This is a genomic window from Dyadobacter sp. HNCC25DJ187 (assembly GCF_056895255.1).
This window is the reverse complement of sequence record NZ_JBXHAT010000002.1, coordinates 2,017,018-2,040,150: the sequence shown is the minus strand read 5'-3', so window position 1 is coordinate 2,040,150 and position 23,133 is coordinate 2,017,018. Positions and strand designations below refer to the sequence as shown.

The window sequence follows — 23,133 nt, the reverse complement described above, 5'->3', positions numbered from 1 at the left end:
AATTTTCAACATAATTGGGGGTGTGTTCGAGCACTCAGCTTTAATTGGATAATTCTCATTTTCTATGCTTGTTATACCGGATTCATTGCTCTTTATTTGCACGTTGTTAACTTACATACACTTAAAAAATAACTTAGATAATTATGTGTGGAATTGTAGCTTACGTAGGGGAAAAGGATGCGTTTCCGTTAATTCTGAAAGGTCTGAAACGTCTTGAGTATAGAGGTTATGACAGCTCAGGCGTTGCTTTGTTGGAAGAAGGAAAGCTGAATATCTATAAAAAGAAGGGTAAAGTTGCAGATCTGGAATTACAGAACGCAGGAAAAGAGCCTAAGTCTACAATAGGAATTGGGCACACAAGATGGGCAACACATGGTGTACCTAATGATGTAAATGCACATCCTCATTATTCCAATAGCAAGAAGTTGGCTATTATCCATAATGGGATCATTGAAAACTATGCATCCATTAAACAAAATCTTTTAAGCAAAGGACATGTTTTTTTCAGTGATACTGATACCGAAGTTTTAATTCACTTTATAGAGGATATTCAAAGCGAGACGGGGCATTCACTTGAAGATGCTGTTAAGTTAGCTTTGAAAGAAGTAGTTGGTGCTTATGCCATTGTGATTATGTCTGTGGACCATCCGGGCCAATTAATTGCAGCACGTAAAGGAAGCCCTCTTGTAATTGGAGTAGGAGATAACGAGTTTTTCTTTGCTTCTGACGCAACGCCAATCATTGAATATACAAAAAACGTTGTGTATCTGGATGATTATGAGGTAGCTCTTGTACGGGATGGAAAGTTGAGCATCCAGAATTTGGATAATATTGAAACCGTTCCGTATATCCAAAAACTTGAAATGGAACTCGAGACCATCGAAAAGGGTGGGTATGATCATTTCATGATTAAGGAAATTTTTGAACAACCGCGTTCCATAGCTGACAGTATGCGGGGAAGGCTGAAGGTCGCAGAAGCGCAATTGCAGTTGGGTGGCTTGAGCGGATATATGGATAAGTTGGTAGCAGCAGACAGAATCGTAATCGTAGGGTGCGGTACTTCCTGGCATGCAGGCCTTGTCGCGGAATATTTGTTTGAGGAACTGGCCCGTATTAATGTTGAGGTTGAATATGCGTCTGAATTCAGATATAGAAATCCCGTAATCAGAGAGAATGATATTGTCATTGCTATTTCACAATCCGGCGAGACGGCGGATACATTGGCAGCCATAGAGTTAGCAAAGTCCAAAGGCGCGACTATATTCGGAATATGTAATGTGGTTGGTTCTTCCATAGCACGTGCGTCTCACGCAGGAGCATACACACATGCAGGACCTGAAATCGGGGTAGCAAGTACGAAAGCATTTACAGCTCAGGTAACTGTACTGACCCTTATGGCTATATCAGTGGCTAAAAAGAAAGGTACAATTACTGATGAAACTTACCGTCGCCTGCTTACAGAGTTGGAAAATATCCCGGCGAAGGTGGAAAAGGTATTTGAAAATGCGACTAAGATCAAAGAGATCGCATTCATATTCACCTATGCAAGAAACTTTATATACCTGGGAAGAGGGTTGAATTTTCCGGTTGCTTTGGAAGGTGCCTTAAAGCTTAAAGAGATATCGTATATCCATGCAGAAGGTTATCCCGCAGCTGAGATGAAGCACGGGCCTATCGCGTTGATTGATGAAGATATGCCTGTGGTATTTCTGGCTACAAAGGATAGTTCCTACGAGAAAATCGTTTCCAATATCCAGGAAGTAAAAGCCAGGAAGGGGAGAGTAATAGCCATTGTGACGGAAGGGGATACATTAATTCCGACCATGGTGGATTTTGTAATTGAAGTTCCTGACACACATGAAGTACTTACTCCCTTACTCTCGGTGATTCCTTTGCAACTTCTGTCTTATTACATTGCGGTAATGAGAGGTCGGAATGTAGATCAGCCTAGAAATCTTGCTAAGTCGGTAACGGTGGAGTAGGATTAATTACATCTTATATACACGGAGCAGCCAAATGGTTGCTCCGTTTTTATATACATTGATTTTAAAAAATAAAATTTCAGCCCTTTCGTTAGCTTTGCACATCGAACAGCTCCGTTATTATTATGTTGAAAAAATGCTCTTTTTTGAAAGCGTTTCCATTATTACTTCTGATCGGTTTTCTTATTCAATCTTGTGGGACAAAAGAACAAAACTATGTTCCTAAACCTAAAGGATTTAACCGAATTAAACTTCCACCACATAGCTATACGGAGTTACAGGAAAGTTATCCTTACAGATTTGCTTATTCCAAATGGGCTCAGGTGTTGCCTGATACGTTTGCAACAGCAGGAAAGGACTGGGTTTTTGTTCACTATCCGCAATTTGGGGCTAATATACAGATAACGTATAAGCCAATTGGAGGTGACCAGAGGAAGTTACAGGAGTATATCAATGATGCTTATAAGTTGGCAGGTAAACATCAGATCAGGGCATCTTCCATTCAGGAAAGCCGTATGACTACTAAAAATGGCTACAATGCTATGCTGTTTAAAATTGAAGGCGACGTTCCGAGTCCATACCAATTTTATACAACCGACAGTAGTAAGCATTTTTTGCGTGGAGCGATCTATTTTCCGGTAGCTACAAAAAATGATTCACTTGCACCTGTTATTGACTATCTGCAAAAAGATATGATTCATCTTCTTAACACGCTTAAATGGAGATAAAGTGATATGACTCTGTTGCCGTGTATTTTATAACATCTTATCTTTGGTAAATACTCATTAATATTTTTCTGAACATGCCCAGAAAGCAACCCCTGAATCAGCTTCGACTTGATTTTTCTGTCCGCGGGAACCGAATCGTGCTTCCGCTGGGACAGATAGAAAGCCAGCGTGCGTCAGAAATGCTCTTTGAGGGGCTTTTAAAGGGAGAATGGGTTGTTGAGCCAGCCGGAGATAGTGCAGACATTTCATATGCACAAGACATAGTGCAGCAAATGGGCCATCGTCTGCCGTACCCGGAAGGTATTAAAATTGCTCAACTGCATTTTGCAGATGAAACTTTCCAAGGGTTTTCAGCCATTTACAATCAAAGAGGATGGGTATTTGTCAATGCTAAATCTGACAGTAACGAACGGAATTATCAGACTCATTTACTAACAGTATCGCTGGGCTTGGCCAGCGCTTATCCTGCACGAACTTCGCTAGCGAGCCGTTCGGAAAGGCTTGTTTTTAATGCGCTTTTGCCTTACGAAGATGTAGAGAGCTTTTTTAGAAACAATATTTCCACCATCCCGAGCTTTCTGGCTTACGATATTTCCAACTTCTTTAAAGTACCGTTCCAGATTGTATTGAAAAGAGCTTTGCAACTGCAAATAATAACTGTTGATCAGTACCACGGTTTTATGACCGTTCAGCCGAAGGCGTTGACCAAACCACGGGAATTATTTGTATCAAAAGACAGCAATATAGACGATCTGGAGGCGCAGCTTTTCAATGATGAGAACTATGATCAGTAAACAATTATTTACTATCCATATTGCTCAAATCAGGTAAAGGACTTACCGCGGTCCAACCTCCGTCTACTACAATACTTTGACCGGTTATGTGTCCGGAAAGTGGTGATAACAGAAAAAGTGCAGCATTAGCAATATCTTCACAAATGGCTGGTCGCCCCATAGGAGTGATAGCCGACCAGATTTTAGGATAGGAAGGATCTTCTGCCAGCGTCCTTTCAGTCAAAGTTGCTCCTGGTGCCACGCTGTTAATGGTGATTCCATAAGGCGAGAGCTCTATGACCAGATTTTTAGCAAGCATTTCAAGACCAGCTTTGGTCATAGCATAGGCGGCAAGATATTGATGCGCCTGATGGCCTACTACAGATGACATAAGTAGAATCCTTCCTCCTGATTTTTGTGCACGCATCTGGCGGGCTGCGGCCTGAGTAAGCAAAAAGGACCCCGCAAGGTTCAGATTAAGCACTTTTTGTAAATTTTCGATCGGATAGTCAAAAAAATCGCCAAACAGTGTAATACCAGCATTTGCCACTGTGATGGTTAGTTTTCCAAAACATCGAATCGCTTCCTCCACCAAACTTTCAATTAACTCAGGTGACGAGGCATCACCAGCAAAAGCAATACATTCACCTCCCTGATCACGTATTTGTCTTGCGGCCTCGGAAGCAAGCACTTCGTCAGCATCATTTAAAATGACTCCAGCGCCATGCGCGGCCAACTGCCGTGCAATCTCGAAGCCAATTCCCTGACCAGCTCCCGTTACAATAGCTACCTGATTATTAAACAATTGGCTGCTCATGAGATATGTGAGTATTTTATTTTATTAAATGTAGAAGTACGACCTTTGTTTATTTTGCAGTAAACAAAGGTCGTAAGAAACCTGTTTGTTAATGTGAATCTCTCAATACCTGATCTCCGGATCCTCCTTTCAAAAAATCAAGATCTGCACCTTCATGTGCCTGCATTACGTGTTTGATATGGAGATTCACATAGCCACGATTGTACCCTAATTCAAGTGGTTTCCATAAGCTGCGTCTTTGTTCAAGTTCTTCATCGGAAACTTCAAGATGTATTCTTCTATTAGCAACATCCAGTTCAATCATATCGCCATCCTGCACCAGTGCCAATACGCCCCCAACCGCTGCTTCAGGTGAAACGTGCAAAACAACTGTTCCAAAACCGGTTCCGCTCATTCGTCCGTCAGATATCCTCACCATGTCAATAACGCCTTTCGCCAGAAGCTTTTTAGGTAACGACATATTCCCGACTTCCGGCATCCCGGGATACCCTTTTGGTCCGACGTTCTTGAGTACAAGAATGCTATTTTCATCCACATCCAAATCCGGATCGTCAAGTCTGGCTTTATAGTCGTCTATGTCTTCAAAAACGACTGCCGGACCACGGTGCTGCATCAATTCCGGTTTTAGAGAAGCGGAAGGTTTAATGACTGCCCCGTTTATACACAGGTTGCCACGTACTACAGCCAGCCCCGTCAGGTTTTTAACAGGTTCTTCCAACGTACCGATGACATTGGGGTCAAAGCATTCTGCACTGGAAGAGTTTTCAGCCATTGTTTTCCCGTTTGCGGTAATTACGTTCGGGTGCAACAAACCAATCATTTCTTTCATCACCACGGGTAATCCGCCGGCATAATAAAAGTCCTCCATAAAATAGCCACCGGATGGCTGCAGATTAAGAAGCAAAGGTATCTTTTCACAAAGCTGATTGAAATCGTCCAGTGATAAATCGACACCTATTCGTCCTGCAATGGCCAGCAGGTGAATTACAAAATTAGTTGATCCGCCGATGGCAGCGTTCAGCATAATTGCGTTTTCAAAAGCTTCACGGGTGAGTATTTGTGAAAGGCGGAGATCTTCCTTGACCATATCAACAATCCTGCGGCCAGACATATGCGCGATCCTTTTACGGCGTGAATCAGCAGCAGGTATAGCCGCATTTTCCGGAAGTGTCAGTCCAAGCGATTCCACCATACATGCCATGGTAGATGCTGTTCCCATCACAGCGCAATGTCCATCACTACGGCACATGCATGCTTCGGTAGTAGTAAGTTCATCCTGCGACATTTCGCCATTACGGTACATTTCACTAAACCTCCATATATCACTTGTACCGATGGTTTTTCCACGGTACCGTCCTGTAAGCATAGGTCCGCCTGAAACGACAATGGTGGGGATATCCACACTGGCAGCTCCCATTACGAGTGAAGGTGTCGTTTTGTCACAGCCACAAAGCAGTACTACACCGTCAATAGGGTTGGCACGGATAGACTCTTCTACATCCATACTAGCCAGGTTTCGGTACAGCATGGCAGTAGGTTTCATGAGCGTTTCTCCCAACGACATCACTGGAAATTCCAATGGAAATCCTCCCGCTTCCCATACCCCGCGTTTGACTGATTCGGCCAGCTCTCTGAAATGTCCATTACATGGCGTGAGCTCAGAAAACGTGTTACAAATACCGATGACCGGGCGTCCGTCAAACTCGTCGGCAGGGTATCCCTGATTTTTCATCCAGGCTCTGTATATGAACCCATCTTTCCCTGATTTTCCGAACCAGTCAGTGCTACGCCATTTATTTTTTTCCATTTTATCGCCATATTTTATTGCTAGTCAATAAAGACGTATAACAGTAAAATATAACTCAATAAAGCCTTTAAAATAAATTATGTATCTTCGTTCAGTACCCGTCTGAAATGATTTATGATTAAAAATAAAATTTGTAAGCTTCTGATTTTCTTTATCTCTGTTCCATTTTCTCATTCTTCATGGGCACAATTTCAGTCAGACTCCTTTCTCGAAAAATTACTCAGAAAGCAACCGGAGAGATTCTCTCACCTTCTGGACAATTCTGACAAATACCAGATTCAGATTCTTTACACACGTATTGACAGAAATAAGAATAACGAACCACGTTTTCAATCCTATGGATATCATGTTGATGCTTCCAGGTATTTCTATCCGGCAAGTACTGTAAAGCTCGCTGCGGCAGTTGTAGCGCTGGAGAAACTGAAAAGGCTAGGTATAGACAAGCATGCACACATGTATACAGGCGCAGTCAGAGAAAGTCAAACGGCAGTGTTGACAGATACTTCATCGGAGGACAAGCTGCCGTCCGTTGCGCATTATATCAGGAAAATACTAATAGCCAGTGATAATGACGCCTTCAACAGGTTGTACGAATTTATCGGCCAGGAGGAATTAAATGAGACTTTACATCGCAAAGGTTATCAGCAAGTACGTATTGTGCAGCGATTGCAAACAGATTTAAATTCAGAGGAAAATCGATACACTAATCCGGTGCGTTTTGAATGGGAAGGAAAGACCGTGTACGAACAGCCCGAAGCTTATTCATCAACAACATATTTTGCCAAATCCCCGATTCCTGTAGGGACAGGGTATGTGAAAGATGGCACGTTGGTAGACAAACCCTTCGATTTTGCAGAAAAGAATTTCTTCGCATTAGAAGAACAGCACAAACTTTTAAAGGCAATTTTTTTCCCGGATCAGATACCTTTGGAACAGCGTTTCGATATTACAAACGATGATTACACATTCTTATACAGGTATATGTCTCAGTTTCCGGTAGAGACCAGCTTTCCGGAAAACTACACAGATGATTATTATGATGGTTATGTAAAATATCTGATGTTCGGAGCCACTCAGACACGGTTACCAAGACATATCAGATTATTCAATAAATCGGGTGAAGCTTATGGTTACTTGCTGGATAATGCCTATATCGCAGATTTTGAAAAGGGAATTGAATTTATGCTTACTGCTGTAATTTATGCCAATGAAGATGGGATCATCAATGACGACAAATACGATTACGAAACAGTAGGCTTGCCATTTTTGGCAAACCTGGGAAAGGCTATTTTTGACTATGAGCTAAATAGAAAACACTCAGTCCGCCCCGATCTTGGCAGATTTGAAGTGGAATATGATAAATAGAATTTATCAGGAAGTACGGAATTTCAAACGCGGTGCAATCTGGCAAATATATAAATTGATCAAATGTCCGGCGATCAGTAACCCTGAACCAATGTAACCTAATATTGTAAATACAGGATGAACATTTTCAAATAATAAAGACACTGCAAAAATAAGTAGTGCCCCCCACAGTAAGATTCTCAAAGACAGAGATTTGTGCTCTTTGGTTGCGAAATAAACAGCAGCGCCGTTAATGACAATAAAGAAATAGTCCAGCGAAAGAAGTCCTGTATGTACATGATGATCATGGGCTACGGTAGTGGTACCAAAAGCCAGCGCAGGAACTAAAAGGCAATGTATAATGCAAAGTACCGACCCCAGTATCCCTATATAATCCGCTTTCCCGTGTGAGTGTGTTACCTTCATACTTAAATACAATGATGCTGCAAAAATAACATTCATTTATCTTACATGCAACGGAGTTGCAGTATTTGTTTGATTATTTTAATAGAATATGGCAGAATAATATTAAGAGTGGATTTTTATCATAGAAGAACTTAACTTTGGTGGTGAGGGTTCTATCATTGTAATGACCTTTACACACTGACCTAATTGTTAGAAATAATGGATCGATTGAGGGAAACACTGAAAGTGCATCATCTGCGTACCACCACATGCCGTGAGGATGTACTCTCAACTTTTATAAATAAAAAGAATGCACTGTCGCATGGTGATCTGGAAGGTGCGCTGGGTGAGAATTACGATAGAGTTACGATATACAGGACATTGAAAACTTTTCTTGAGAAGGGAATCATCCACAAAGTTCTGGATGATGAAGGATTACGCTATGCACTGTGTTCGCATAGTTGTTCTGAGGAGAAGCATCAGCATGATCACATTCACTTTAAGTGTAATATTTGTGGAAAGACTAATTGCCTGGAAAATCAGTTAATTCCGGAAGTGATGTTGCCGAAAGGCTATAAGCCGGAAAACTTCAATTTGTTAATACAGGGAACTTGTCCCAGTTGCAATAACTAAAAAAGAAACCCGGACATGTAATCGCAAGTCCGGGTTTCTTTTTACTGAACTTTCAATGGAAAGTCGACATTCACATCATCACTACCGGGAGTAGCAGTTCCGTTCTTGGTGCCTACCTGATGTCTCAGCTGCACTTTTAAAGTTCCTGTTCCCGCAGCTCCTGTTTTTGCTTCCCCTTTAATACCAATCGGAAAGTTGTTTGCGTCTTTATCACTTGCGGTGTATACCAAAAGAGTCGTTGGTGAGGTAGTATACACAAAAAGGTGATCCACTGCTTCCTCCTGCACTTCTTTGGTGATGTCTACTGCCGGAGATTTGCTTTCATCCAGAATCTGTGTTTCTACAGAATAGGTTGTTGCCGGTTTCAACGTAATGTTGTCAACTACAGGAGGGTTGCCACCTTCACCATCAGGATCACTTGATTTAAAAGAAAGAACATTACTTGTTCCCTTTTCAGTGAACTTAAGAATCACAGTTGTGATAAGCTCGTTTTCATCATCCGGAGTAACTTCCTCCCCCGAATCTTTACATTGAGTAAAAAGCGCTGTCATTCCGAACAGCATTACCCAGGTTAGTTTGCGATTAATTTTCATAGGTAACAGTTATTGTAAATAAAAAATGTTAAAACTAAGCACCGAATTTCCATCTCAACCGTAGAGAAACCTGCCGTCCCATGTCATCGGCGTAGTACCTGAAACGGTTGAGATAATCGCGATAGGCAGTATTGAAAATATTATGAATAGCAAAATTGATCTCTAATTCATTCTTCTCGGATACAGGAATTGTGGTTCCTGCCTGTATATTCCAAAGTGAATAAGCTTTTGGCGATGGAGCAAAATCACTGTTTTCGGGTACTCGTTTCTGCTGAGCAACAAAAAGATTTCCGGCAGAGATATATGTATTCTGAACTTTTGTTCCTGCCGGGATTATGTATTTAAGTTGATTATCTAGTCTGTTGGGCGGAATCATCACCAGATAATCTTTATTGCCTTTGTCATATACATTCAGATAACTGAGTTTACCAGTCCAAACCAGTTTAGGTAGTACCTCCCAGTCCACTGCCAGGTCAACACCTCTGAAAGCAGCATTTGTTTGGGTATACTTAAAATATGGAAACGCACCTCGAATTGTTAATATAGGTTCTGCCTGAGGCTGCAGATAAATGTAGTCAGCTATATAATTGTAATAACCACCCAATTCCACCGTCAGTCTGGAGGACGAATATTTAAGACTCGCGATTGTATTCAGCGCTTTTTCCTGATTCAGGGTCGAATCTCCTTTTTCGTACGCGGCTGCGCCATGGTGAACGCCATCGCTGAACAGTTCACTTACATTCGGAGCTCGCCATGCAGTTCCTACATTCAATGTCATCGACAGATTCTGAGTCAGATTCCTGGAAGCACCAATTGTTCCTGAAAAGTTGGAAAATGTAAAGTCTGTTGAGACTTTTTCGCGACGTACAATCCTATGCGTCGCCAGTGTTCGATAGTCGAACCGAGCTCCCGCTTCTAATTCCCAACCGTGTGTTACTAACCTTTCAATCCAAAATAGACCGATATTAAACTGATTAAAATTGGGAATCAGCGGACGTCCGTTCATCAGGTTATACTGATAAAGAGAACTCAGACCAATTTGGCCGCTTAGCTTTTTATCAATCGGCTTATGATCCCATACTATATCGTTGGTCAGCGTATTGAGTTTGAAACGAAGTTCAGGACGGTTTAAGGCAGCTATTGAATCATTACGGGGCCTGTGTAAATCAAACTCGTTCCGGTCATTAATTTGTTGCGCAATAGTCCACTGAAGTTTATTTCCGTCTTTGAAATGATAGTGCGTTTCGGCCTTTATCAGGTTGTGTAGCACATTCTGATTAGGTCTGTTAATGTCGTAACTAAAGCCAGATTTGATCAGAGGCTCGCCGTTTTGAATAACATTCAAAAGATCAGTAAGGCTCCCGATATGAGCGCCCGAAAAAATTCCGATTTTTGTATCAAATCTGCTGTAGAACAGATCAATACCAAAACCTTTGTTACGGTAGCCGGCAGCAAGGGAAAAATTGGTCTCACTGGATCCTGTATTATCAAGGAAATAGTTTGGAGTCCGGATGTTTCCGCCCCTCTTGAATGTCCCCTGAGCACGCCAGCTAAAATTCATATTTGGAATACTTCCCTGCAAAGTGGAAGAAACAACCCCTTGGCGTCCATTCATTAAACCTACCATATTTACTTCGCCGGATAACGACTTATTATATGGCAACTCTTCAGGTTCCACGAGAATAACACCACCAATTGCATCTGAACCATAACGAACTCCGGCCGCACCTTTGACAACTGAAAGATGGGTTGCCACAAATGGGTCTATCTCGGGCGCGTGTTCGGATCCCCATTGCTGACCTTCCTGTCTGATACCGTTATTCATGATCAATACACGGTTACTGTGCATACCATGGATTACCGGCTTGGATATAGATGCACCAGTTTGCAACGATGTCACTCCTGTTAATCCTTTCAGACTTTCCGCCAAATTATCTCCTCTGGTTCGGAACAGTTCACTGCCGGTTAAAGTTGTTAAGGGCTGAGAGGCTGGCGCGTCGGTTCTATGTGCTGTTATTTCAACATCTTTCAGGTGAATTTCACTTTCCTCAATCATAAAGTCCTCTTCATGCCCCTCGGTGAGATCAATCTTTTCACGGAAAGGATTGTATCCGACAATACGGCATTCTATCTCATAACTGCCCGGACAAATGCGATCGAGCATATATCTGCCTTGTTCATCTGTGAATACGGCTTTATTTTGCCCTGCTATTAAAACAGTAGCACCCACTACCGGCAAACCTGTATGCTGATCGCGAACAACCCCTTTGATAAAGCATGCACATGGCGATGTCTGAGCAAACAGATGGGTAGGTGTCAATAGAAGAAGAAGTCCTAAAAATTTGTTGATTACTGATTTTCTCACGATTGACGAATTAGCTCATAGTGCGACTTATACTGTTTATCCTGATAAGTCGTATCCTTTCACATAGTATACATTTGTAAAAATAAGATATATGCAACTGTGTTGCAATACATATCCAAAGTATTTCAGCTTAGTATAATTTTATGTGTACGTTAGAGGTACCTTTGTAAACGAAATTTTTACTTTTTGCAAATTGACTTCTTTGATTTTTGTCAAGATCCTGCTGATGCCACCGCTTATCGCAGGCGTGACTTTTTCAGTTCGTAAATGGGGTGAGGGATTTGGTGGATGGATAGGCGGCTTTCCTTGGGTGGCAGGGCCTATATCATTTTTTATAGCTCTGGAACACGGATCCGATTTTGCGTCAGCTACAATTCCATCGGCTTTGCTCGGATCGGTAGGGACTATGTTCTTCGCGCTGGTATATGCGGTTGCAGCTTCCCGAATGCGTTGGTTGCCGGCTGTGCTCGTGAGCTATGCAGCGTTCTTTGTTGTAGCGACTGCCTCTTTGGGTACAACCGTATCCATATGGACCGGCCTGCTGTTGAATATGGTTATCCTTACAGGTATTTTGTATATTTTTCCAAAGCCCCGGAGCAGGACTGAAGTGAAAAAGCAGCCATCTTATGACATTCCATTGAGAATACTTGTAGCAACTTTCTTTGTTGTTATTCTGACGCAGCTTGCAGATTATCTCGGACCCACCTGGAGTGGAATTCTGACACCATTTCCGATCATGACTTCCACGCTGGCAGTATTTACACATGCGCAGCAAGGATCGGATGCGGCGGCGCGGATACTTTATGGTTTACTATTGGCAGGATATGGTTTTGTTGCTTTTTTACTAGGCGTTTATTGGCTTGTTCCTATGCTTGGACCTTGGGCTTATGCATTGCTTACTGTTTTGACGATGTTAATCAACGGTGTTACGATCCGGCTGATCAGATAAACTATATGCGCTCCAATTTGATTGGGTAGGTCTTTTTTGCATTCCACTGGCATACATAGATATTTTTGTCATTGTCTACACACACATCGTGACAATGCATGAAAATAGGTTTTTCCTGTAACATTAATTGGAGTATCCCCTTGCGGTATTCAGGTTCAGTACCTCCGGGGTTGGAGATCACTTTATCATTTCTGTCCAGAATGGTAACAAATCCCGAATTGTCCGTTTGGTTCAGATACCGAAGTCGCGACCAGCAAACACCGGAATACAAAATGTTGTCATTTATGACCGGTCTGCATACAAATGCTCCTGGTAGAAAGATGGTACTGATGTATTTCCCATCCAGTGTAAACCTTTTGAATGCATTATGAGCTCTTGAAGTAACCAGCAGGGTAGGGTTTGACTTATTTCGATAGTCTACCGTAACACCATGAGCAGTCGCAAACTGGGCATCTCCATCTCCGGATCCACCAAATTTATCAATATATTCTCCATGAGGTGTGTAACGCAGAATCCACTGGGAACCGTAGCCGTCAGCAACATATATGGTACCATCCGGACCAACAGCGGTTTCTGTGGGTTTGAAAGCGTCCTTTTCCTGATAAGCGCCCACTTTAGATGGATGTTCAATTGTAAGCAAAACCTTTCCTTTCAAATCTGTTTTGAAAACTTTACCGGTATTCGGATCACAAATGAACAGAAACTCTTCTCCGTTGGCATTCCAAAGCGTTAGTCCGTGTCCGCCAGGGAAATCGTGTCCCCAGCTATCCAGTAACTTTCCTGAGCGATCATAAACTAATATGTTGTTTTTAACCTCATCGCCAATCATGATGAGCCGGCCTTTGCTGTCTTGCACCATCTCGTGGCAGTTGTTCACAGGGAATTTCGAAGCATCCAGGTTTCCCCAGCCCTCTTGGACACGGTATTGATGTGTTCCATGTCCTATTATTTCTTCATTGCTCCGGGGCTTGGCATGAAGAATATAAAAGGGTTTAAATGTAACCGCAGCTGCTAATGTAGCAGTTAACATGGTAAATTCCCGTCTTGAAGGCTTGTCTGTCATTTGCTGGTGGGTTTCTATTGCAAAGACAGGATTCTATTGTTTTTACTAATTTGTGTTTTGACGAGTATCAGACTGTAGCCGAGTATCTTTTTCCATACCTGTTCAACCAATCCATCAGCCGGTTTACATCCTGCATTTTGAACAATTCACTACCGGCATTCATAGTAGCAGCGGAGCCACAGGCTACACCCATGCGTACCGCTTCACGCAGCGACTTTCCTTGCGAAAGGGTCCAGACAATTCCGGCAACCATGCTATCGCCTGCTCCTACTGTACTTTTGGGCTGCACGGGTGGTGCAGGTATATGCTCCACCTGGTCTTCGGTAACTAGTACTGCACCCATAGCACCCATAGAAACGACTACCACTTCACATTGTCCACGAATGATGAGCGCCCGGGCAGCATCGTCCACTTCATCCAGTTCCAGTTTGTCTACACCTACAAGCTGGCTAAGTTCCAGAATATTCGGTTTTAACATAAAAACTCCCTTTTGGGTAGCGTACTTCAATGCATCACCGGAAGTATCTGCAATGAACCTAGCGCCTTGTTTTTGCGCTATAGCTGCAATTTGCCCATAGAAATCTTCTGGTACACCGGGAGGTAAACTGCCACTTGCAATAATATAGGAAGGTTTTGGATCGAACTCTTCGAGGGTTTCCAGAATGGAACGTACTTCGGTCGGCATCATCTCAGTACCAGGCATCCCAAAACGATATTGAAATCCGGTACTGGTTTCTAATATATGAAAGTTCTCACGTGTCCATTGTTTGGTTTCTATTACAATGGTTTCCACTCCCTCACTTTTTACGAGTTTATGCAGACGCTGGCCGGTTGGGCCGCCTATTGTAAAGACAGCAACAGGATTTCCCCCAAGTCTGTGTATTGCTTTGGCTACATTAATTCCGCCTCCTCCTGCTTCATAGGTCGGTGTATCGCAACGAAGTTTATTGTCAGGAACGATCCTGTTCACACTAGAACTTTCATCGAGTGCAGGGTTGATAGTCAGCGTGACAATAGGTCCGGTAGCCATGGTGTTGTTGCGGGAAAAACAGTCTGAAATATGAGTGATTTAATGCAAAATTACATCTTGTAGTTTACAAATGATGTAATTGTAATCAGTTTTAAAATATTGATAAAAGAAGTCTTAGGAATATATTTTAAATCTGACCATCGGTAACATCCCATCCTCCGTCAACAGAAAGAACCTGACCGGTTGCGAATTTAGAATAATCAGACATGAAGTAAACAGCAGCACCGTCCAAGTCAGTCGGATTGGCATATCTGCCTTTGTCCAGTGGTTGCTTTGATGCTATGAAACGATCATGTCTTTCTGATACTTGCTCAAATCCTTCAATAATACCCGGAGCGACAACATTCACTCTAATATTTTTAGAAGCATACGATGATGCGATAGATTTGGAAAAACCTATGATAGCGGATTTGGCTGTAGCGTATGCATGATTGGCAAAATGATCCGGTGAGGGAGAAAAACCAAGTATTGAGCTCATGTTAAGAATCGTTCCTGCCTTATTCATTCCCAAAAATGCCCTAACCGCCGCCTGATTCGAAAGCATCATGGAGGTCAGGTTATGATCGAGTGTCTTGTTCCATCCACTCAGACTTAGTTCGTGTAAAGGGCCATCTCCCAGATTTTGACCACTTCCTCCGGCTACATGATATAAGCCGTCAAAGCTTCCAAACTCGCGGATACAGAGTTGTATGGCATCCAGCGCGGTTTGTGCATCCGTCGCATCTCCTTGTTTAGCGCGTGAGTTTCCGCCCAGATTTAACTCTGCCAAAAGACAATTTTCAGGATTGCGACCTACCATCACTACATTCGCTCCGTTCTTGATAAAAGCACGCGAGGCTGAAAAGCCGAGTCCGGTAGTTCCGCCTATAACAACTATGGACTTGTTGGTTAACCAGTTTTCCATCATTTCTCAATTTTAAACGCAAAGTATATTTTATTGTATCAAATAGAAAATGCCCCGAGACAGTTTTGATGTTTCGGGGCATTTTTATCACCTTGATATGAATTGCTAACTGCTTATGCAACAGATCGCAACTGAGCCATGGACGATTTTTCGAATTTTTCCTGGGCATAATCCAAAGACAATGTAAACTCTTTCACATCTTTCTGTGAAGGTAAGTCAAACATGGCATCTGTCATGATTGATTCACATATAGAGCGGAGTCCCCGTGCTCCCAGTTTGTAAAGCATTGCCTGGTCTACAATGAAGTCCAATACATCTTCATCAAAATGAAGCTTGATTCCTTCCATCGCAAATAGCTTTGCATATTGTTTCACAAGCGCATTTTTAGGTTCAGTAAGGATACGCTTCAACGTTTCTTTATCCAAAGGATTCAAGTGAGTAAGCACCGGCAGACGACCTATCAGCTCGGGAATCAATCCAAAAGATTTCAGGTCCATTGCTGTTACATATCTCATCAGATTACCCTTATCGAATATTTCAATGATGCGGTTATCACCTGAAAACCCGATAGGGCGTGTGTTGATGCGTTTAGCGATATGTCTTTCAATACCATCAAAAGCACCACCACAGATAAAGAGAATATTTTCTGTATTCAGGGAGATCATTTTCTGATCCGGGTGCTTACGGCCACCTTGTGGTGGGACGTTAACAATAGAACCTTCCAGAAGCTTGAGCAACGCTTGCTGCACACCTTCGCCGCTCACATCCCTGGTAATGGATGGATTATCAGATTTTCTGGCGATTTTATCGATTTCATCAATATATACAATGCCTCTTTCTGCTGCCTCTACATTGTAGTCAGCTGCCTGAAGAAGGCGCGTAAGAATCGTTTCAACATCCTCTCCTACGTAACCTGCTTCCGTTACTACGGTTGCATCTGCCACGCAGAAAGGAACCTGTAAAATGCGCGCAATAGATTTGGCAAGATAGGTTTTACCAGTTCCGGTTTCACCCACCATGATGATATTGGATTTTTCAATCATTACATCGTCGTCGCCCTGGGCCTGATTAAGACGTTTGTAGTGATTGTAAACTGCAACGGCCAAAGAGCGTTTTGCTTCGTCCTGTCCGATTACATACTGTTCCAGGAAATGTTTGATTTCTAACGGCGGAATAGATTTAAGCTTAGGTAGTTTTGATTTTTTCTCCTTCTTATCCTCTTTCGAACCCAGTTCCTCGGTGATGACCTGATATCCCTGTGCAATACAATGATTACAGATATGGGCGTCAATTCCCGATAGTAACAAGTCTACTTCATTTTTCTTACGTCCGCAAAACGAACAACTTACCTGTGCCATTTATCAATATTCGGTGATGGTACGATATAACAATTTATTCAACCAAAATTCTTGGCTGGTGAAAACCTTAACAACAAGAGAACCATGATTGTTTCTTTACATGCAAACATGTGTTCTCCATGCATGTAAAGACGGTAATTTAAAGATTTACCATGAATTCAATCACGATGGTAAACTTACCATTTGCTTTTTAGTCAGGGAATTCGGGTACAAATTTCAACTTTTTTAGGCGCGATACCAAATTTACGGCGTCTATATAATAAAAGCCGCCGATACAATGGTGTACCTGCGGCTTTTCCAAACGTTTGAGATGATTATTTATCTCTTGTCAAGACCTCATCAATTAATCCGTATTCTTTTGCTTCCGGAGCCCGAAGCCACTTATCGCGGTCAGAGTCAATAGCGATTTGCTCAGGTGTTTGTCCGGTATGGCTTGCCAATATCTCGTATAACTCATGGCGAAGCTTAACGATTTCACGCGTTGTGATTTCTATATCAACTGAAGTTCCCTGAGCTCCACCCGATGGTTGGTGAATCATCACACGGGCGTGAGGAAGGGCAGAGCGTTTACCCGCCGCGCCACCTGCCAGTAATACCGCACCCATAGATGCAGCCAGGCTTGTACATACAGTAGCTACGTCAGGACGTACATATTGCATCGTGTCATAGATCCCCAATCCCGCATACACCGAGCCACCTGGGCTGTTGATATACATCAGAATGTCTTTTTTAGGATCTGCAGATTCGAGGAACAAAAGCTGAGCAACAATGATATTTGCAATATTATCGTCTACACCAGTTCCCATAAAGATGATACGATCTGCCATTAGTCTGGAAAATACATCCACTTCACGGAAGTTCATTGGACGTTCTTCAATGACTGAACGCGTCATGTTATCAATTGTATGGTTTACGTAGCCGTCTACTGTAAGGCCGTTCATCCCAAGGTGGTGAACCGCATATTTTCTAAATTCATTTCCGTGATTCATGAATAAACTTAAATTTTAAAATGATATGTAATTTAAAGGGTACATGTTGATAAGAACAAAAAGTACCTTGTCTTAGTTTCTAATACTAAACACCAGCTTTTGTTTACTTAGTGATCACAAATTTGACTATTTCACTGAATAATCCTTGTTTGTTCAGCCGATATTTTATCGAAAAATGCGATAATGTTCAATTTGCAGTATCAGTATCTTGCATCAGCAGTTTTTTAGTAACCTGAAAAATAAATATACATGCCATGGAGTTAGCATCCAATTTATCAGAAAGAATCAGACAAATCAGAATGCAGAAAGGTTTGTCGCAGGAAAATATGGCAGATATGCTGGGCTTATCAACGACTGCATATGGGGATATGGAGCGGGGGCGAACAGATATATCGCTCGGCAGGCTGGAAAATATCAGTAAGATTCTGGATATAGATTTGCCGGATTTGCTGGGCTTTGGTTCAGTGGCACTTTCTGAGACCGAATGGCTCCGTCAGGAGAATACCCGATTAATGACAGCCAACAGTCGACTGCAAAATGAAGTTGAACAATGGAAAGCCAAATTCAAGCTTTGGTTCGGCGATGGCATTATCCGCCAGATAGGGGAGCAGCGGGAACGAATAGGTTTTTAAAGAAAAATCACCACTTCCGGGGAAATGGTGATTTTCACAAAACAGATATGAATTGATTAAGCTACTTCTTCAGCTGTCTCGCCTTTTGCAAGAGCTTCAAATTCGCTTACTTCGATTGTTTGCTCGTCAGTAGTTACCTGGCTGCGAATGATATCAAGCACTTTGTTGTCAAAAACCTGATTGAAAATGCTTGTATAGTTATCGCGTTCTTTATCAGCAAGATATCCTTGTGCTACACGGTCGATGGTTTCTTTCATGTTGTCATCGTCTCCGTAGATGCCAAACTGTCCTTTCACCATTTCACGGGTAAATTCCAGAATCTCAGGATATTCAACCTTTACTTCAGCAGTATCCGCGATTTTATTTTTGATAAGGCTCAGTTTCAATGATTTCGTAAAATCAGGGAATTGCTCATCGATTTGTTCACGGGTAAATTTGCCTTCGTTGGTTTTTTCAAGCCAATCTTTAAGGAATGCTTCAGGTAGTTCAATCGCAATATTGTCGATCAAAGCGGTTTCGATGTCGCGACGAAGCAATGCTTCAGTCTCTCTTTCGTAGTTGCTTTTGATAATTTCCAGTACTTTTTCTTTGAAGGATTCTTCAGAGTCAGCTACACCTGGTCCGAGTACTTTGTCGAAAAACTCGTTGTTTAGCTCTGCCGGAGCCTGACGTGTAATGTCTTCTACCGTTAGTGTGTATTCACCGCTAAGTTCGCTGACATCTTCTTTCTTCTTACCAGTTACATGCGCAACAGCAGCTTCATCACTGAAAGTGTTCTGAATGTCGAATGTAATGACATCGTCTTTCTTAACACCGATGAATTTAGACTGGCTTGCTTCGTTAACCTGCTTGGTAGGAATTGCAGTACGTGTTGAGAACTCAGATGATTCCTGCTTTAGCTCACCAAATACCATGTCACCTGCTTCGCTGGTTTCAGGATGTGCGCTATCTGCAAATCTTTCACGAAGATTGTCAAGTGTTTTGTTAAATTCTTTGTCATCCACATTGATAGAATGACGTTTTACTGCAGGAAGCTCAGCAAGATTTACATCGAAATCTGTTGCAATCCCCAGATCATAACTGAACTCAAATTCATTTGGTTTGTCCCAGTTTACCTCGTCAGCCGATTTACGGTCAGGCACGGGGTCACCTACAACCTGCAATTTATTTTCACGTATATAGTTGCTTACAGCACTGCTAAGCAAATTGTTCACTTCGTCAACAAGAATACTTTTACCATACATACGCTGGATTACATGCGCAGGTACTTTACCAGGTCTGAAACCTTTTAAGTTAACACGCTTAGAATAATCCTTAATGGTTTTGTCAACTTTAGGCTGATAGTCTTCTTTGGTCAGCTTTACTTTAAGTGAGGCTAATGTAGGCGAATTCTTCTCTAATAAAACTTCCATGCTTTCCTTACGATATTGGTAAAATTTCCTTTTAAGATTAAATGAAAAATGCCCTCAAAACAGAGTCCTGAGGGCATTTGACGGGCAAAATACGGAGCAATTTATTTCTAAATTTAATTAGGAATACGACGCCCCGTCACTCCCTTGTTGTTCGTACGGGCGGAGGGAATCGAACCCCCACGCCTTGCGGCACTAGATCCTAAGTCTAGCACGTCTACCAGTTCCGCCACGCCCGCTTCTTATTTTTTGTTTCCTTCAACAACGTTATCGTTGAATTGGGAGTGCAAAGGTATGTTTATTTGTTTTATAATTCCAAATTTTTTTGAAAAATTTTTGTTTTAATAAAATCATATTGAATAATGTCCCTAAAATTTGTTATTTTGGTGAAGTGTACTAATTGACTATTTAACAGTGGAGCAACTCGTTGAATCCCTTAATATTGATCTGGAGCAGGAGCGCAAGGATATTTTAAAAAAATACCGGAGATTATTAAGGACGGCAAAACCTTTTTTAAAGGATAATGACGCCAAACTTATCAAAAAAGCTTTTTATACTTCCGTTGATGCACATAAGGACATGCGCAGAAGATCGGGAGAACCTTACATATACCATCCTCTTGCCGTTGCTCAGATCGTAGTAGAAGAGATCGGTCTGGGGACTACAGGTATTGTTGCAGCGCTTCTTCATGATGTGGTTGAGGATACTGATATGCGGATTGAGGATATTGAGCGTCTGTTTGGTAAGAAAGTTGCCAAGATTATAGATGGGCTTACCAAAATTTCCGGACGCTTTGAGTACGGGACCTCCCAGCAAGCTGAAAATTTCCGGAAGATGCTGCTTACGTTATCAGACGACGTACGTGTAATTTTAGTGAAACTGGCCGACCGCTTGCATAATATGCGTACGCTGGACAGTATGCCGCGGGATAAGCAGCTTAAAATCGCATCTGAAACGATTTTTATATATGCTCCCCTCGCACATCGTTTGGGGTTATACAGTATTAAATCTGAGCTCGAAGAGCTCTATCTAAAATATACTGAACCTCAGGAATACCGTGCAATTGCCAGGAAACTGAGAGAAACCAAAGGGATCAGGGATCGGTTTATTTCCAAATTTATGGAGCCGATCGCGCAGGATCTGGAAGCGGCAGGACTTAATTTTATTCTTAAAGGTCGGCCAAAGTCAATCTATTCGATTTGGAATAAAATGCGCAAGCAGAATAAACCATTCGAAGAGATCTATGACCTTTTTGCAGTGAGAATCGTACTGGAATCATCTGTAGACGGGGAGAGAGAAAAGGCCATTTGCTGGCAGGCATATTCCATCGTTACAGATCATTATAAGCCTAATCCTGACCGCCTTAAAGATTTTCTCAGTACGCCCAGAGCTAATGGCTATCAATCCTTGCACTCTACGGTAATGAGTAAGAGTGGCCAGTGGGTAGAAGTGCAGATCAGAACTTCCCGAATGGATGAAATTGCGGAGAAAGGATATGCGGCGCATTGGAAATACAAAGGGAATGATACCAAAGTAAGAGGCAATATTGAACAATGGATTACCCAGGTAAGAGAAACACTTGAGAATGGTTTTGGAGATAAAACTGCTGCAATAGAGTTTCTGGACGAGTTCAGAAGTAATCTTTTTAATGAAGAGGTATTTGTTTTTACTCCCAAAGGAGAGCTGAAAGTATTACAGAGTGGAGCTACTGCGCTGGATTTCGCTTTCGATATACACTCAGAGGTTGGAGCGCACTGCATGGCTGCCAAGGTAGGTGGGATTCTGGTTCCTATCAGCTATGTACTCAATAATGGAGATCAGATAGAAATTATTACTTCTGCCAAACAGAAACCTAATGAAGACTGGCTTCGTATTGTGGTTACTTCTAAAGCACGTGCGAGGATTAAAGATTTTCTTAAAGAAGATAACCGGCGTTATGAAACGGATGGCCGGCAAATGGTTGAGAAAAAGCTGAAAGTACTAGGGATAGAGCTGACAGCAGAAGTAACCAACCAGCTACGTGCATTTTTTGAGTGTAAAACAACAGCTGATTTTTTCTACCGGATCGGAAAGGCCTATATTCATCTTGATGAATTAAAACGGTTCAAAAAAGACAAGGAAGCCAAAGAACGAAAAGCTGGAGAGGTTGCTGCTACTCCGGAAACAGTGGTTCCAAAGGACGGGAAAACACTTACCAAGTTTCTTAAGAATCTGCATGGAGATCGTGCTGATGGTGATGCGTTACTGATTGGTGACGATATGGATAAGATCGACTACAAATTGGCACCATGCTGTAATCCTATCGGAGGAGACGATGTGTTTGGGTTTGTAACCATCAATGAAGGCATCAAGATTCACCGGACCACGTGTCCCAATGCGGCTGAATTGATGGCGAAGCACGGCAACAGAATTATCAAAGCGAAATGGGAATCAAGTAAAGAAGAAGCATTTCTGGCTGGGTTGTATTTATCAGGTACAGATAGGGTAGGGTTGATCAATGATGTTACCAGAATTATTTCTAATGAGCTTCATATAAACATGCGTGGTCTCACAATTGATACTAAAGATGGTGTATTTAATGGTGATATCAGGTTATACGTACAGGATACCAGCCATCTTGATATGCTTATGAATAAACTGGAGCAGGTTGAAGGTGTGTATAACGTACAGCGCTTCGATACGAATTTAAATGGAAAGTAAAATAAGGTGAACCAATAAGGATCGTAGTTGTTATCCTTTCGGTAATGTCTGGGCGGTTGTAAATTTAAGGTTAGCCGCCACATAGTCACCTTGTTTAGTAAAAAAAGCGTAATTTGCGCAAGATTTGAAAAGATATGCCACAAGCAAGCAAACCGAATTTTGAAGCCGCAAAGAAAATCCTGACGGCTTATCTGGAAAATAAAGGTCTTCGTAAAACGCCTGAGCGCTTTGCGATACTTGAAGAAATATATACCAGAGAGGATCATTTTGATGTAGATGAACTTTACATCAGTATGAAAAATAAGAGATATAGGGTGAGCCGTGCTACGGTCTATAATACTCTTGATGTACTCGTAGACTGTGACCTTGTTACAAAACATCAGTTTGGCAAGAATCTTGCGCAGTTCGAAAAATCTTATGGAAATAAACAACATGATCACCTGATCTGTACAGATTGTCATAAGGTGATGGAATTCTGTGATCCACGTATTCAGTCTATTCAGAATATGGTGGGCGAAATGCTGAATTTCAGTGTGATGCACCATTCACTGATTTTTTACGGTAGCTGCACGAAAGAGAACTGTCAGAACAGAAGTGAGGCTTCGCAAGAGGCTTCGGTTGTTCACGAAAGAGATTAATACTATTATTTCGC

The 23,133-nt window shown here is 42.0% G+C and carries 20 protein-coding genes and 1 tRNA gene; 9 read left to right on the top strand and 12 right to left on the bottom strand.

Annotated elements, in window-relative coordinates; genetic code table 11:
• The first annotated feature begins 143 nt into the window (after positions 1–143).
• The 3 genes from glmS to AC1XUE_RS19350 all read left to right on the top strand — a co-directional run bounded on the left by glmS (position 144) and on the right by AC1XUE_RS19350 (position 3,504).
• Positions 144–1,982 (top strand): glutamine--fructose-6-phosphate transaminase (isomerizing), encoded by a 1,839-nt coding sequence (gene glmS / locus AC1XUE_RS19360; RefSeq protein WP_483357631.1) that lies wholly within the window; start codon positions 144–146, stop codon positions 1,980–1,982.
• Between the two features lie 125 nt (positions 1,983–2,107).
• Positions 2,108–2,710: a gliding motility lipoprotein GldD gene (gene gldD, locus AC1XUE_RS19355; protein ID WP_483357630.1), complete on the top strand. Its 603-nt coding sequence runs from the start codon at positions 2,108–2,110 to the stop codon at positions 2,708–2,710.
• Positions 2,711–2,784: 74 nt separating this feature from the next.
• A complete protein-coding gene (locus AC1XUE_RS19350) occupies positions 2,785–3,504 on the top strand; it encodes a hypothetical protein (protein ID WP_483357629.1) in 720 nt (239 codons plus the stop codon).
• Positions 3,505–3,508: 4 nt separating this feature from the next.
• On the opposite strand, the gene AC1XUE_RS19345 is transcribed toward AC1XUE_RS19350, so the two are convergent.
• Positions 3,509–4,300: an SDR family NAD(P)-dependent oxidoreductase gene (locus tag AC1XUE_RS19345; protein ID WP_483357628.1), complete on the bottom strand. Its 792-nt coding sequence runs from the start codon at positions 4,298–4,300 to the stop codon at positions 3,509–3,511.
• Positions 4,301–4,388: 88 nt separating this feature from the next.
• The gene (locus tag AC1XUE_RS19340) at positions 4,389–6,107 is read right to left on the bottom strand and encodes an IlvD/Edd family dehydratase (protein ID WP_483357627.1); all 1,719 of its coding nucleotides are present in this window, start codon (positions 6,105–6,107) and stop codon (positions 4,389–4,391) included.
• A gap of 114 nt (positions 6,108–6,221) precedes the next feature.
• Here AC1XUE_RS19340 and AC1XUE_RS19335 point away from each other — a divergent pair, with 114 nt between their 5' ends.
• On the top strand, positions 6,222–7,472 hold the full coding sequence (locus tag AC1XUE_RS19335) for a serine hydrolase (RefSeq protein ID WP_483357626.1): 1,251 nt from the start codon (positions 6,222–6,224) through the stop codon (positions 7,470–7,472).
• 6 nt (positions 7,473–7,478) lie between these two features.
• Here the strand turns inward: AC1XUE_RS19335 and AC1XUE_RS19330 are convergent, their stop codons facing one another.
• Positions 7,479–7,877 carry a MerC domain-containing protein gene (locus AC1XUE_RS19330; protein WP_483357625.1) on the bottom strand — a complete coding sequence of 133 codons (399 nt, stop codon included), beginning with the start codon at positions 7,875–7,877 and terminating at the stop codon, positions 7,479–7,481.
• 198 nt (positions 7,878–8,075) lie between these two features.
• Here AC1XUE_RS19330 and AC1XUE_RS19325 point away from each other — a divergent pair, with 198 nt between their 5' ends.
• Positions 8,076–8,489, top strand: a complete 414-nt coding sequence (locus AC1XUE_RS19325) for a Fur family transcriptional regulator (RefSeq protein WP_483357624.1) — start codon at positions 8,076–8,078, stop codon at positions 8,487–8,489.
• Positions 8,490–8,530: 41 nt separating this feature from the next.
• On the opposite strand, the gene AC1XUE_RS19320 is transcribed toward AC1XUE_RS19325, so the two are convergent.
• The gene (locus tag AC1XUE_RS19320; RefSeq protein ID WP_483357623.1) at positions 8,531–9,082 is read right to left on the bottom strand and encodes a hypothetical protein; all 552 of its coding nucleotides are present in this window, start codon (positions 9,080–9,082) and stop codon (positions 8,531–8,533) included.
• 34 nt (positions 9,083–9,116) lie between these two features.
• On the bottom strand, positions 9,117–11,447 hold the full coding sequence (locus tag AC1XUE_RS19315; protein WP_483357622.1) for a TonB-dependent receptor: 2,331 nt from the start codon (positions 11,445–11,447) through the stop codon (positions 9,117–9,119).
• A 226-nt stretch (positions 11,448–11,673) separates the two neighbouring features.
• Here AC1XUE_RS19315 and AC1XUE_RS19310 point away from each other — a divergent pair, with 226 nt between their 5' ends.
• Entirely contained in the window at positions 11,674–12,396 is a 723-nt protein-coding gene (locus AC1XUE_RS19310; protein ID WP_483357621.1) for a hypothetical protein, read from the top strand.
• Between the two features lies 1 nt (position 12,397).
• On the opposite strand, the gene AC1XUE_RS19305 is transcribed toward AC1XUE_RS19310, so the two are convergent.
• The 5 genes from AC1XUE_RS19305 to AC1XUE_RS19285 form a co-directional block, all read right to left on the bottom strand.
• Complete coding sequence (locus tag AC1XUE_RS19305) at positions 12,398–13,459, bottom strand: NHL repeat-containing protein (protein WP_483357620.1); 1,062 nt, start codon at positions 13,457–13,459, stop codon at positions 12,398–12,400.
• Between the two features lie 67 nt (positions 13,460–13,526).
• Complete coding sequence (locus AC1XUE_RS19300) at positions 13,527–14,489, bottom strand: 1-phosphofructokinase family hexose kinase (protein ID WP_483357619.1); 963 nt, start codon at positions 14,487–14,489, stop codon at positions 13,527–13,529.
• Between the two features lie 127 nt (positions 14,490–14,616).
• Complete coding sequence (locus tag AC1XUE_RS19295) at positions 14,617–15,393, bottom strand: SDR family NAD(P)-dependent oxidoreductase (protein WP_483357618.1); 777 nt, start codon at positions 15,391–15,393, stop codon at positions 14,617–14,619.
• A 113-nt stretch (positions 15,394–15,506) separates the two neighbouring features.
• Complete coding sequence (gene clpX / locus AC1XUE_RS19290; RefSeq protein ID WP_483357617.1) at positions 15,507–16,751, bottom strand: ATP-dependent Clp protease ATP-binding subunit ClpX; 1,245 nt, start codon at positions 16,749–16,751, stop codon at positions 15,507–15,509.
• A gap of 314 nt (positions 16,752–17,065) precedes the next feature.
• Entirely contained in the window at positions 17,066–17,740 is a 675-nt protein-coding gene (locus AC1XUE_RS19285) for a ClpP family protease (protein WP_483357616.1), read from the bottom strand.
• Between the two features lie 254 nt (positions 17,741–17,994).
• On the opposite strand from AC1XUE_RS19285, the gene AC1XUE_RS19280 reads away from it, so the two are divergent.
• The gene (locus AC1XUE_RS19280; protein WP_483357615.1) at positions 17,995–18,372 is read left to right on the top strand and encodes a helix-turn-helix domain-containing protein; all 378 of its coding nucleotides are present in this window, start codon (positions 17,995–17,997) and stop codon (positions 18,370–18,372) included.
• Between the two features lie 56 nt (positions 18,373–18,428).
• On the opposite strand, the gene tig is transcribed toward AC1XUE_RS19280, so the two are convergent.
• Both tig and AC1XUE_RS19270 read right to left on the bottom strand, forming a co-directional pair.
• The gene (gene tig / locus AC1XUE_RS19275) at positions 18,429–19,784 is read right to left on the bottom strand and encodes a trigger factor (protein WP_483357614.1); all 1,356 of its coding nucleotides are present in this window, start codon (positions 19,782–19,784) and stop codon (positions 18,429–18,431) included.
• A 154-nt stretch (positions 19,785–19,938) separates the two neighbouring features.
• Positions 19,939–20,020 (bottom strand) — tRNA-Leu (locus AC1XUE_RS19270).
• A gap of 175 nt (positions 20,021–20,195) precedes the next feature.
• Between AC1XUE_RS19270 and AC1XUE_RS19265 the strand changes: the two genes are divergently transcribed.
• Both AC1XUE_RS19265 and AC1XUE_RS19260 read left to right on the top strand, forming a co-directional pair.
• A complete protein-coding gene (locus AC1XUE_RS19265) occupies positions 20,196–22,481 on the top strand; it encodes a RelA/SpoT family protein (protein WP_483357613.1) in 2,286 nt (761 codons plus the stop codon).
• A 134-nt stretch (positions 22,482–22,615) separates the two neighbouring features.
• Complete coding sequence (locus AC1XUE_RS19260) at positions 22,616–23,119, top strand: Fur family transcriptional regulator (protein WP_483357612.1); 504 nt, start codon at positions 22,616–22,618, stop codon at positions 23,117–23,119.
• The last annotated feature ends 14 nt before the right edge of the window (positions 23,120–23,133 follow it).